The sequence below is a fragment of the Lysinibacillus sp. FSL M8-0134 genome, from assembly GCF_038069745.1.
GTDB classification, from domain to species: domain Bacteria; phylum Bacillota; class Bacilli; order Bacillales_A; family Planococcaceae; genus Lysinibacillus; species Lysinibacillus irui.
Genome location: NZ_JBBPAJ010000001.1, coordinates 3,283,028 through 3,295,910, shown reverse-complemented (window position 1 = coordinate 3,295,910; position 12,883 = coordinate 3,283,028). Strand labels below are relative to the sequence as shown.

Below are 12,883 nucleotides of genomic sequence, written 5' to 3'. Positions count from 1 at the left end.
GAATTATAGGGGAATACGTTATACTATAAAAAATCAATAATTTCATAAGAAAGAAATGAGGAACAACATTGAGATTAAGAAATAAGCCTTGGGCGGAGGAAATGATAACAAATCATCCAGAGGTGATTATTCCAAATCCTGAAGACTTTAAAGGAAACTGGCAAGCTGTTTTCGGAAACGACAATCCAATCCATATCGAGGTGGGTTCTGGAAAAGGTCAATTTGTAACAGGAATGGCTTTGCAAAATCCAAATATCAACTATATTGGCATCGAGCTTTATGATAGTGTGATTGTTTGTGCATTAGAGAAAGTGCTAGAGGCAAAATCTCCAGCGAATTTACGCTTACTAAAAGTAAATGGCGCAGATTTAAATAAATTTTTTGATAAAAACGATGTATCACGCGTATACCTGAATTTCTCAGATCCTTGGCCAAAAACACGTCATGCTAAAAGACGTTTAACGCATGGGGATTTTTTGAAATTATATGAGTCGATTTTGGTGGATAATGGGGAAATCCATTTTAAAACGGATAACCGTGGTCTGTTCGAGTATTCATTAATCAGTATGTCCGAATATGGTATGTTATTAAAGTATGTATCTCTCGACTTACATGCTAATATGCCAGAGGATAACGTGATGACTGAATATGAAGAGAAGTTTTCTGCGAAAGGGCAGCCGATTTATCGATTAGAATCGCAATTTATTACTAAATTGTAGGGGGAGTATGGATGGATCAGTTACAGTTTCACAATATGTCATTATCATGGCTTAACGGGGGTGTTACGTGCCTTGATGGTGGTGCGATGTTTGGTGTTGTACCAAAGCCACTTTGGTCTCGCAAATATCCAGTCAATGAAAAAAACCAAATTGAATTACCAACAGAGCCTATTCTCATCCAGTATGAAGGTAAAAACTACCTGATTGATACAGGAGTTGGCTTTAAAAAATTAAATGAAAAACAGTTGCGAAATTTCGGGGTGACAGAAGAATCCTCGTTAGCGGATAGCTTGCAGGAGCTAGGGTTAACGACCGCTGATATTGATGTAGTGTTAATGACCCATTTACATTTTGATCATGCGGGTGGTTTAACGCAGTGGGAAGGAGATGTCCTTGTCCCAACTTTTCCGAATGCCAAAATTTTTGTGACGAAAATTGAGTGGGATGAAATGCGAAACCCGAATATTCGCTCTAAAAATACGTATTGGAAAGAAAATTGGGAGCCAGTACAGCACTTGGTTGAAACCTATGAAGGTTCATTAGAAGTAACACCTGGGATTGAAATGATTCATACAGGTGGTCATAGTGAGGGACATGCCGTTATTAAGCTAACACAAAACGGCGAGGTATTATTGCATATGGCTGATATTATGCCAACACATGCTCACCAAAATCCTCTATGGGTTTTAGCCTATGACGATTATCCAATGACAAGTGTATTTGCAAAAGAGCGACTTATGAAAGAAGCGCTTGCAAATAATTATGGCTTTATTTTCTATCATGATGCTTACTACCGTATGATTAAATGGGATGAAACAGGCAAAGAAATAGTGGATAAGTTAGAGCGTAGTAGACAAGCTGTTATTACATTTTAATAGAGTAAGGAAAGTAGAGGTATTTGACATATAAAATGTCAATGCCTCGCTTTTTTGTTCGTGACCACGATAGAAAATATGATACACTTAACACGATACAAAAATACAAAAGAGAGTTGAAATAAACATGGCAACTGAACAACCATTTTTACCAGTTTTACTAGGATCAGATATGAATGCATATGGTATGGCACGTTCGTTTTATGAAGCATATGGTATTAAACCACTTGTTTTAGGACGTTCTCATTTAACTGCCACACAAGATAGTCATATTCTACAATTTCAAGAAATAGACCGTTTAAATGAACAGGAAGTTTTTGCTCCTGCACTTGCAGAAGTCGCAAAAAAATATGCTGATAAAAAACTATTACTTTTAGCGTGTGGAGACGATTATGCCAAGCTTATTATTAAAAATAAGCCAGTATTGCAAGAACATTTTACAGTTCCTTACATCGATGAATCATTGATGGATGAAATTTTGTTAAAAGAAAATTTCTATAAGATGTGTGATCGATATGATTTTAAGTATCCGGGGACTACGACAGTAACAGCTGACAATTATGAAAACTTTACACCACCATTTTCTTATCCCATTATTTTAAAGGCATCAAACTCTGTGGAATATTGGGCTTGTAAATTCCCGGGTAAGAAAAAAGTATTTGTCGCGTATGATGAAGCGGAAAAAACGGCTATATTAAAAGCTATTTATAGCTCAACTTACCAGGATACAATGATTATTCAGGAATTTATACCTGGTGATGACTCTTATATGCGTGTGTTAAATGCCTATGTAGGGAAAGACGGGAAAGTCAAGCTAATGTGTTTAGGAAATCCTATTCTAGAAGAACATTCTCCTGAAGGTATCGGAAGCTATGCTGCCATTGTAACTACCTACGATAAAGAATTAATGGATCAAGTACGTTTCTTCTTAGAAGATATAGGCTATACGGGCTTTGCGAATTTCGATATGAAATATGATATCCGAGACAAGCAATATAAACTATTTGAAATTAATTTACGAAATGGTCGCTCTAGCTACTATGTAACAGCAAGTGGTCATAATTTAATGAAGTATGTTGCCGATGATCATATGTTAAATATCGAGCAAGATGTCACATATGTGCAGGACAAACATTTATGGATGATTATTCCTAAGGGTGTGCTGTTTAAATATGCTTCAAACGAAAAGCTTAAACTTGAAGCGAAGAAGCTAATTAGTGAAGGCAAGTATACAAATTCCCTTTACTTTAATAAGGACATGAATACTAAGCGTTGGGTGAAATTAACGCTTAATAACTTAAATTATTATCGTAAGTATAAAAAATACTTTAATAATAAAGGTTTATCCGAGTAAAATAAGGAAGCCATCTCAATTCAATGAGATGGCTTCTTATATTGTGCAAAGGATTAAGTTTAAACTTCAGTTAATTCCACTACAACACCTGAGCGTGCATCAGCAGCAAATTCGAAAGTTTGCATTTCGCCTTCATGCATACGAGAGATTCCTCCGCGGTATACTGGGATTGTCATAATACCGTTTGTGAAATCTTCTGTTTTCATAAAAATCCAAGAACCGTCAATCGGCGCATCCTTTTTAAATTCTCTTTTTATGTTTTCAAGTACTTGTCCTGCAGGTACGAACGGAGAAACTTTTTCACTAGCTTCTTTAATAATGACTGCGGCAGCTAAGCCAGTTGCAACACCAATTAAAAAATCACGTAATTTCATACATCTTTCCTCCTTTTTCTATAAGCTTATTTTAGCATAGCCTATAGAGTGAATGCACGTTCACACATTAGCTGTTTTAGGAAATGTATCAATATTTCGAATTCGGAAATAAATGTGATACAATAGGCAAGGAAGAATATTCTACTTCGTGGGGAGAGAGAGTCATCATGAATGAGGAAACATTACAATTATTTAAAACTTTAACAGAGTTACCAGGCGCTCCGGGTAATGAACATGCTGTACGTAAGTTCATGCGCACTGAGTTAGAAAAGTACTCGGATGAAATCGTTCAAGACAATTTAGGGGGCATCTTTGGTGTCAAGCACAGTGATGTTGCAGACGCACCAAAAATATTGGTAGCTGGACATATGGATGAAGTAGCATTTATGGTTACTTCTATTACAGATAATGGCATGATTCGTTTCCAAACACTAGGTGGCTGGTGGAATCAGGTTATGCTTGCACAACGTGTAGAAGTATATACGAAGAATGGTGCAATTCCTGGTGTTGTGTCTTCCATACCACCACATCTTTTAACAGATGCAGAACGTGCTAAGCCAATGGATATAAAAAATATGCTAATCGATGTTGGTGCTGACAACAAGGAAGATGCAATGAATATGGGTGTTCGTCCAGGACAATCCATCATTCCAATTTGTCCATTTACACCAATGGCGAATCCGAAAAAAATTATGGCTAAAGCTTGGGATAATCGCTACGGCTGTGGTCTAGCGATTGAGTTAATGAAAGAAGTACAAAATGAAAAACTAGGATCGCATCTATATTCAGGCGCAAACGTCATGGAGGAAGTTGGATTACGTGGTGCTCAAGTATCAGCAAATATGATTAAACCAGATTTATTCTTCGCTTTAGATGCTTCTCCAGCTAATGATATGTCTGGAGAGAAAAATCAATTTGGACAACTTGGCAAAGGTACATTACTTCGTATTTTAGACCGCACGATGGTCACACATCGTGGTATGCGTGAATTTATTTTAGATACGGCTGAATCTAACCATATTCCTTACCAGTATTTCGTATCACAGGGAGGAACAGACGCAGGTAGAGTGCATACAGCAAATGATGGTATTCCAAGTGCAGTTATAGGAGTTTGTTCACGTTATATTCATACATCAGCGTCTATTATTCATATTGATGACTACGCAGCTGCAAAAGCATTAATTGTTGAATTAGTGAAAAAAGCAGATCGTTCGACATTAGAGACAATTCGCGCTAATGTATAAGAAGTTAGAAAGATGCCTTTTAGGGCATCTTTTTCTATGGAAAGAAAGTGGGGATTACATGAATATAGCCATTGGAACAACTAATAAAGCGAAAACTGAAGCAGTTGAAGTGATTGCTCGAAAATATTTTGAGGATGCCATTTTTACACATGTAAAAGCTGCTTCCGAAGTATCAGAACAACCGATAAGTAATGAAGAAACGAGATTAGGTGCAATGAATCGTGCTAAAAATGCCATGGTAACATCAGGCGCGCAATTAGCATTTGGCTTAGAAGGTGGCGTAACGGAAATCGACGATGATATGTATGTTTGTAACTGGGGAGCATTAGCAGTTGCAGATGGGACAGTTTTCACAGCCGCAGGTGCACAAATTATATTACCAAAAGAAATTGCCCAGGAAATAAAAGCTGGGGGAGAACTAGGACCCATAATGGAGCAATATACAAAACGTCGAGATATTCGACAGGGTGCGGGAGCTGTAGGTATTTTTACGCAAGGTTTAGTGAGTAGACAAATGATGTTTGAGCATATTGTATCACTTTTGGTTGGACAATATTTGTTCACATTTTCACAAAAATAGTTAATTGGGATTAGTGAACAGCGTGTTGTAAGGTTGCATCTTCTAAATAATTTTTTTAAAATAGAAAAAAGTTCGTAGTGAAAGGAAGAGAGACATGTCGGTTAAATGGCTAAGAACTATTGGCCTGATGCTTTTACTTCTGGTGCTTGCTGGTTGCAATCAGTCGATCGATGAGCAAATTGCTAATGGGCTTCAAATAACGGAGACGGTTTTTGCCGAAGAGCCAGAAGAACATACGGAGAAAATTGGAGATATTAAATTATATTTACCCTCAAACTTTAAAGTTGAAGACAGTTCAGATGAGTATAATATTGTGATTTCAAAAGGAAAAGAAAGCTATATTCTTTTTATAAATAATCGTGAAGCACAAGATAGTAAACTTTATTACAATCTTTTAAAAGAAAATGAAACTGACAAAATTATTGAAGAGTCGACTTATGATAAGGACGGTCGTTTTGGCTTTACAGCAGTCCTAAAAACCGATGATGAAAATGAGATGGAGCTCATCGTTAGTAGTGGTGGCGTGAAGATGACAACGATTTCTCAAGCGAAACATATTGAAAATAATTTGCGTGAGATGACGAAAATTGTTCATTCAGTTAAGATGAAGTAAATAAATTAGATTGAACAGACGGTTCACAAACATGTGAGCCGTTTCATTTTGAACATAGGATGTGAAAAGGATGAAGCAATTGAAGTCAGAACAACTGGTAGAGCTGTTAAAAGAACAATTAAATGAAGAAAAATATGAATTTCATTTTGATAAAAAGTACGATAAATTACGATTGAATCATAAGACGATTGACAAAGGGATGGAGCTTTCTTTACCTGGGATTTTAGCAAAATATAACGATAAACAAGAAGCGGCGATTAAGGAAGTTGTATATACAATTGAGCAAACTTTTAATGCAATGGAGCAAGAAAAAGAACAGGGCTTTCAAACGACTACACATATTTATCCCGTTATTCGTGCCACTTCTTATCCTCAAGCTTCAAAAGAAGGCCATGCATTTATTACAACAGAGCATACAGCTGAAACACGCATTTTTTATGCGCTTGATTTAGGAAAAACCTACCGTTTTATTGATGAATCCATGCTGGAAGCATTACAATTAACTGTGGAGCAAATTCGGGAAATGGCACGTTTCTCAGTGAAGCAATTACCAACTACGTATAAAAAAGATGAGGTAGCAGGTAATATTTTCTACTTTATCAATGTGAATGATGGCTATGATGCAAGCCGCATTTTAAATGAGAGTTTTTTAAAAGAAATGCGTGCACAGGTGGAAGGCGATATGACATTGTCAGTGCCACACCAAGATGTGTTAATTATAGGTGATATTCGCAATGAAACAGGGTATGATGTATTAGCACAGATGACCATGCATTTCTTTGCTGTCGGTACAGTACCGATCACGTCATTATCTTTTATTTATGAAGATGGGGAACTAGAACCAATCTTTATTTTAGCAAAAAACAGAGTGAAAAAGGAGCAAGAATAACAATGAATGTATTTTACAACAAAGAACATGTAGGAGATGTCTTACTAGTTCAACTGGCAACGGAATCTATTGTGAAAACAGTAGTAGAGCGCGCTGGAGATATAGCTATTTTAAAAGAAGCGCAAACAGGTGAAATTAAAGCGTTTAACTTATTTAATGCAAGCCACTACGTCCAAACAGACGCAAAAGGCTTAGTGGAAGTGACACCTGAATTAGTAGAGCAACTAGAAGCAGCAATCGAAAAAAATGGCGCTGATATCAACCTGGATGTTGATTTTTCTCCAAAATTTGTTGTTGGTTATGTGGAAACAAAAGACAAGCATCCTAATGCTGATAAATTAAGTATCTGTACTGTGAATGTAGGAGAAGAGACATTACAAATTGTTTGTGGAGCTCCTAATGTAGAAGCTGGTCAAAAGGTAGTTGTTGCGAAAATTGGCGCAGTAATGCCTTCAGGTATGCTTATTAAAGAAGGTAATTTACGTGGTGTGGAGTCTTATGGCATGCTATGTTCAGCGCGTGAATTAGCTATTCCTAACGCTCCTTCTGAAAAAGGAATTTTAGTATTACCTGAGGATGCTATTGTTGGTAGTGCTTTTGAAGCACCAACTAAATAAAAATCCCTTGATGTCAAAAAGAATTACCTAAAATTTAAAAGTCTTATCGTGATATTATTCCTTCCATCAAGGTGAAATGCCCTAAATCGTTATGTTACTAATATGCTAGTAGCATAACGATTTTTTTGTTGAGAATGAGCCTCTAAATGCAAGTTTCAAGACCATTTTTATGGTATGCTTTTTGATGTAGACATTGAGCTATTGATTGTAAGAAACTAGACAATGCTATAAATGAAGTGTAAGAGAAATGAGTGAAACGAAGTGAACTGGTTTAAAAAACAAATTAGTAAATTTATAAATAAAGAAGACGAAGAATACGAATATGAATATTATGAGGATTACGGAGAAGAGCAAGAACAATTACATACCCATCACGAAGAACAGATGGCGAAGCAAAAGACTTTCCGTTTCCCATTGATTGACGATAATGAGAGAGAAATATCCTACACGCCACAAAAAGAAATGTTTGATTACGAGGATGATAGAGAAATTGGAGATTTATCGTTGCCTAAGCATTTAAACAATCATATAGTTGATTCCCGTGTTTACGATGTAGAGGTCTCTGGGATTCGAGATTTATTAGCTAATCGCTCAAAACGTACGGGCAGAAAAACAACGATGAAAAGTCAGCCTGTAGAACAGGAGAAACGATCAAGGGCAGGCTTAGTATTTCGAGATGCTCAGCAAGAGGCAGTGAATGTTAAACCCGCTCCAGTAACACCACTGAAAGAAAACAATCAGTGGAAAGAACAAAAAATAGTAGAGAGTAGTTTGCCTGAGAACCGTAAACGCTTTGTACCAACAGATGTGCCTTCACCAGTCTATGGATTTGCAAAACCAAGTCCAATTAAAGAATTATTAGATAAAAGAAAAGAAGACTACGAGAAGCAAGAGGCGAAAGCTGTAGACGAAATGCCAGCTGTTACGAAGGCTTTAAAAGAAACGACAACAAATGAGGCTAATGAAAATATACTAGAAGAAAAAGAGCCGGCTAACACAAATCAAACCGTTGTAGCGGAGCAGCGTGAAATGTTTGACCATAAGGAGTTACCTACTGCAATTGAGCCAATAAGTTTTGACGATGAAGTAGTGGATGAGGCCAACACTGAGCAGGAAAGTATATCACCCAATGCAACTGTGCCTCAAACATCATCTTTTGCCATGTCTTTTGAAGATCAAGTGAGAGAGACAGATGTGCAAGATCAAGCCGTTCAACAACTATCGGCAGACCAATCTGAAATTCATGTCAAAGAAATGATTGTTGAACAAGTTCAAATCGAAAATTCTACAATCCATATAGGAGAGGTAACGGTTGTACAGCCTTCGCAGGATGAACAATTGCTTGTTGATAACCAATCTATTGAGACAAAGGAAGAAAAAAGCCGTATTCCTTTTAATGTACTCATGTTAAAAACGGATAAAGAAAAATGGAGAATCCAGCAGCAATTGAAAATGGTAAAACCCATTACTGACGAAAGTATTCAGGAAGTAGTGGAAAATGAGCAAGTGGATGTGGAGCTTGAAGAGAAAGAGGCACTATCCTCAGACAGCGTTGTAGCCATCGAGAAGCATCATACATTTGAAAGGCAATTCGAAGAGGATGTTAATCAGCTCATGACAGAGAATAGGTCAATGCAAGACGATGTGCCATCTCACTCATATGCAAAGAGCGAAACGCAAGGTACTCCTCAATACCGTTCTGAAGACAACGTAGCTGTCATTACAATGGCTCCTGTCACGACAATGGTAAGCGGATTAACGCAAGATAGCACTGCTATTGAAAAAGCCGCTATGGATGAAATTTCTGCAACTTCTGAGCTTGAACCAGAAACAGAGTCTACTACCGATACTGAGGTAATTTCAGAAACTGTAGAGTATCCTCAAGTAGAATCTGTTGATAAGCAGGAAAAAGCTCTAGTATTAGAAGTAGAAGAAGCACCAGAAGCACATGTATTAGAAGTAGAAGCAGTGGAAGAAACACCAGAAGCACAAATGGTTGAAGTGGAAGTAGTACAAGAAACTGAAAAACCTGCAAAGCCTGTTCACGTTTATCAAAAGCCTACGGATGAATATTTAGAGCCGCCAGAGGAAAAAACACAGGATACGGATTGGATGGAGCAGCAGGGGGATACATTGGTTGAGGCACTTTCATATTTCCAAGTTTCAGCGCAAATAGAATCGATTATGCAGGGTCCAGCTGTTACTCAATTTGAAATAACGGTGAGCCATGGTACAAAGGTTAGTAAAATCCGCAACTTAGCAGATGATTTAAAGCTAGCCTTAGCAGCAAAAGATATTCGTATTCAAGCACCAATCCCTGGAAAAAGTTCGATTGGTATTGAGATTCCAAACCGTGTATCTCGAGCCGTTCGATTATCAGAGGTAACCAATAGTCCATCCTTCGTTGAATCCGATTCACCGTTAGAAGCAGCGTTAGGTCTAGATTTAACAGGAAAGCCAGTCACACTAGATTTACGTAAAATGCCTCATGGCTTAATTGCTGGTGCAACGGGTTCTGGTAAATCCGTTTGTATTAATTCCATTTTGGTTAGTTTATTATATAAAGCTGCACCACATGAGTTAAAGCTTATGCTAATTGATCCGAAAATGGTAGAGCTGGCACCATTTAATCATATTCCACATTTAGTTAGCCCTGTCATTACTGATGTGAAGGCAGCGACCGCTGCGCTAAAATGGGCAGTGGAGGAGATGGAGCGTCGTTATCAGCTATTTGCTCATGCAGGTGCACGTGATATTACACGTTACAATGCAATAGCTGATAAAAATAACGAGCATAGCCTAAAGCTTCCATATATTTTAATTGTTATTGATGAGTTAGCTGATTTAATGATGATGTCTCCAGCTGATGTAGAGGAGGCTATTTGTAGAATTGCTCAAAAGGCACGTGCATGTGGTATTCATTTAATTGTTGCAACGCAAAGACCTTCTGTTGATGTTATTACAGGGTTAATTAAATCTAATATTCCAACACGTATTGCCTTTGCCGTTTCCTCACAAATTGATTCTCGTACAATTTTGGATGGGCAGGGAGCAGAAAGATTACTTGGGCGAGGCGATATGCTATATTTAGGTAATGGTATGTCTGCGCCAGTGCGGTTACAGGGCACATTTGTCACAGATGATGAAATTGAAGCGATTATTGAGCATGTTCGTGAGCAAGGAGAGCCTGATTACATTTTCGATCAAGAGGAGTTATTAAAGAAAACTGAGGTGTCCGCAGAACAGGATGATCTGTTTGAAGATGTTTGTCGTTTTGTCTACGAGCAAGGTGGCGCATCAACCTCATTGATTCAACGAAAGTATCATATTGGCTATAATCGTGCAGCTCGTTTAATTGATATGTTAGAATCACATGGCTTTGTGTCGGAGGCTAGAGGCAGTAAGCCACGTGAAAGTTACATTACTGAAGAAGATTTAATTACTATGTTTGAATAAGAATTGCATTGTTTTCGTCTAGATTATCTAATTTACGTCGAAATTAGTTTTTTTAGAAAAGTTACACATCTATCCTTATGCATAAAAAGTGCTATAATAGACAAGATGTGTTGAATAGTACGTATTTTTTAACACTTGTGAAGGTATTAATACCTAACCATTCGTAAAATAATACGATACACCTAATAGATGATAGATGGGATATTGAAATTCCCGGGGGGTTTAATTAATGACAGTTTTTCATTTCACAGGCATTAAAGGTTCTGGCATGAGTTCGCTTGCACAAATCTTATTTGATGCTGGTGAACAAGTACAGGGCTCAGATGTCGATAAATATTTCTTCACGGAGCAGCCGTTACGTGAACGTAATATTCCAATTTTTACATTTAATGCTGATAATATTAAAGAAGGCATGACAGTGATTGCAGGTAATGCTTTTCCTGACGATCATCCTGAATTAGTGCGTGCCAGAGAAATCGGTATAGAAATCATCCGTTACCATAAATTTTTAGGTGAATATATTGGTAACTACATTTCGATTGCTATCACTGGTGCACATGGTAAAACATCTACAACTGGTTTAATGGCACATGTAGTAGGTGGTTATAAGCCAACATCTTATTTAATTGGTGATGGTACTGGTGCAGGTCAAAAAAATGCTGATTTTTTTGTTATGGAAGCATGTGAATACCGTCGTCACTTCTTAGCATATAATCCTGATTATGCTGTGATGACTAATATCGACTTCGATCATCCAGACTACTTCGCTAATATAGAAGATGTTTATTCTGCATTTCAATCATTAGCTTTACAAGTGAAAAAAGCGATCATAGCATGTGGTGACGATGAACAGCTTCAGCGTATTCAAGCAAAAGTGCCAGTCGTTTATTATGGATTCGGTGCAGAAAATGATTTCGAAGCTCGTAATGTTGAAAAAACAACTGAAGGTACAAAATTTGATGTTTTTGTACGTAATGAATTTTATAGCACTTTCTTTATCCCATTATTTGGAGATCATGCTGTTTTAAATACACTAGCGGTGATTACGCTATGTGAATATGAAGGCATCTCACCTGATATAATCCAGGAGCGCTTACACACTTATAAAGGTGTAAAGAGACGTTTTACTGAAACGGATATAGGGGATAATGTTCTAATAGACGATTATGCACACCATCCTACGGAAATTCGTGCTACAATTCAATCAGCACGACAAAAGTTCCCAGATCGTGAGCTAGTTGCAATTTTCCAACCACATACATTTACACGTACACAAGCTTTTTTACAAGATTTTGCGGATAGTTTGAGCCTTGCAGATACAGCCTATTTATGTGATATATTTGGCTCTGCGAGAGAAACGCAAGGTGCTCTCTCTATTCATGATTTAGCGTCACTTATCGAAGGCAGTGCAGTGATTACCACTGAGGGAATTGATATATTAACAAAACATAAAGGCGCAGTATTTTTATTTATGGGCGCTGGTGATGTTCACAAGTTCCAAGATGCTTTTGAAAACGTGCTTAAAAACAATGAAACAGCTTAGTCCGTAGGGGTTAAGCTGTTTTTTCTCAAATTTGAGCAGGAATTCCGTTTTTTTTGTCGAAGATAGGGAAAGTAATAGTAAAGACAATTTACTAGCAGGAGGTTAACTTATGGAAGTGATTTTGTATATTGCAGCTATTATTGCAGCAATCGGATTTTTAATTTTATGTATAAGCGTGGGCATGACATTATTTTCGCTTAAGGCTATTTTAAACAGCTTAGCAGGAACACTATCAGGAATTGAAGGACAAATGGAAGGTATCACACGTGAAACAACGTCCTTATTAACGAAAACAAATAGCTTAGCAGAGGATATTCAACATAAATCGGAACAATTAAATTCTGTTGTACAAGCTGTTAAAGGTATTGGTGATTCCGTTAATGGTTTAAATAATTCTGTACAGCAAATCACTTCTTCTGTTTCTAAAAGTGTAGAACAAAATGAAGAAAAAATTGCACAAGTTGTTCAATGGAGTAATGTTGCGATGGGAATTGCAGATAAATGGAAAAAACGCAAAATCATTGAGCAAGAAACGGTTTCTGAAGATGCCTATGCATTTGAAACGGTTCAAATAGAAGAAAAGCCAAAAAGAAAATGGGGTCGTAAAAAATGATAATTA

At 37.2% G+C, this 12,883-nt stretch carries 12 protein-coding genes; 11 read left to right on the top strand and 1 reads right to left on the bottom strand.

Going from position 1 to position 12,883, the window contains the following annotated elements:
• The first annotated feature begins 68 nt into the window (after nucleotides 1–68).
• The 3 genes from trmB to MKY49_RS16730 all read left to right on the top strand — a co-directional run bounded on the left by trmB (nucleotide 69) and on the right by MKY49_RS16730 (nucleotide 2,948).
• Nucleotides 69–719 (top strand): tRNA (guanosine(46)-N7)-methyltransferase TrmB, encoded by a 651-nt coding sequence (trmB, locus tag MKY49_RS16740; protein WP_274794126.1) that lies wholly within the window; start codon nucleotides 69–71, stop codon nucleotides 717–719.
• An 11-nt stretch (nucleotides 720–730) separates the two neighbouring features.
• Entirely contained in the window at nucleotides 731–1,594 is an 864-nt protein-coding gene (locus MKY49_RS16735; protein ID WP_274794125.1) for a YtnP family quorum-quenching lactonase, read from the top strand.
• A 127-nt stretch (nucleotides 1,595–1,721) separates the two neighbouring features.
• Complete coding sequence (locus MKY49_RS16730) at nucleotides 1,722–2,948, top strand: carboxylate--amine ligase (RefSeq protein ID WP_274794124.1); 1,227 nt, start codon at nucleotides 1,722–1,724, stop codon at nucleotides 2,946–2,948.
• Between the two features lie 59 nt (nucleotides 2,949–3,007).
• Here the strand turns inward: MKY49_RS16730 and MKY49_RS16725 are convergent, their stop codons facing one another.
• Nucleotides 3,008–3,322, bottom strand: a complete 315-nt coding sequence (locus tag MKY49_RS16725; RefSeq protein WP_274794123.1) for a hypothetical protein — start codon at nucleotides 3,320–3,322, stop codon at nucleotides 3,008–3,010.
• A 167-nt stretch (nucleotides 3,323–3,489) separates the two neighbouring features.
• Between MKY49_RS16725 and MKY49_RS16720 the strand changes: the two genes are divergently transcribed.
• The 8 genes from MKY49_RS16720 to MKY49_RS16685 all read left to right on the top strand — a co-directional run bounded on the left by MKY49_RS16720 (nucleotide 3,490) and on the right by MKY49_RS16685 (nucleotide 12,877).
• Nucleotides 3,490–4,566, top strand: a complete 1,077-nt coding sequence (locus tag MKY49_RS16720) for a M42 family metallopeptidase (RefSeq protein ID WP_274794122.1) — start codon at nucleotides 3,490–3,492, stop codon at nucleotides 4,564–4,566.
• Between the two features lie 58 nt (nucleotides 4,567–4,624).
• Nucleotides 4,625–5,146, top strand: coding sequence for a DUF84 family protein (locus MKY49_RS16715; RefSeq protein WP_274794121.1), 522 nt, complete (start codon nucleotides 4,625–4,627; stop codon nucleotides 5,144–5,146).
• 94 nt (nucleotides 5,147–5,240) lie between these two features.
• Nucleotides 5,241–5,759 carry a hypothetical protein gene (locus tag MKY49_RS16710; protein WP_312506618.1) on the top strand — a complete coding sequence of 173 codons (519 nt, stop codon included), beginning with the start codon at nucleotides 5,241–5,243 and terminating at the stop codon, nucleotides 5,757–5,759.
• A gap of 70 nt (nucleotides 5,760–5,829) precedes the next feature.
• The gene (locus tag MKY49_RS16705; protein WP_274794119.1) at nucleotides 5,830–6,648 is read left to right on the top strand and encodes a DUF1444 domain-containing protein; all 819 of its coding nucleotides are present in this window, start codon (nucleotides 5,830–5,832) and stop codon (nucleotides 6,646–6,648) included.
• A gap of 2 nt (nucleotides 6,649–6,650) precedes the next feature.
• Nucleotides 6,651–7,265: a YtpR family tRNA-binding protein gene (gene ytpR, locus MKY49_RS16700; protein ID WP_341386696.1), complete on the top strand. Its 615-nt coding sequence runs from the start codon at nucleotides 6,651–6,653 to the stop codon at nucleotides 7,263–7,265.
• A 261-nt stretch (nucleotides 7,266–7,526) separates the two neighbouring features.
• A complete protein-coding gene (locus tag MKY49_RS16695) occupies nucleotides 7,527–10,721 on the top strand; it encodes a DNA translocase FtsK (RefSeq protein ID WP_341386695.1) in 3,195 nt (1,064 codons plus the stop codon).
• A gap of 229 nt (nucleotides 10,722–10,950) precedes the next feature.
• Nucleotides 10,951–12,264 (top strand): UDP-N-acetylmuramate--L-alanine ligase, encoded by a 1,314-nt coding sequence (gene murC / locus MKY49_RS16690; protein ID WP_341386694.1) that lies wholly within the window; start codon nucleotides 10,951–10,953, stop codon nucleotides 12,262–12,264.
• Between the two features lie 109 nt (nucleotides 12,265–12,373).
• The gene (locus MKY49_RS16685; protein ID WP_274794115.1) at nucleotides 12,374–12,877 is read left to right on the top strand and encodes a DUF948 domain-containing protein; all 504 of its coding nucleotides are present in this window, start codon (nucleotides 12,374–12,376) and stop codon (nucleotides 12,875–12,877) included.
• The last annotated feature ends 6 nt before the right edge of the window (nucleotides 12,878–12,883 follow it).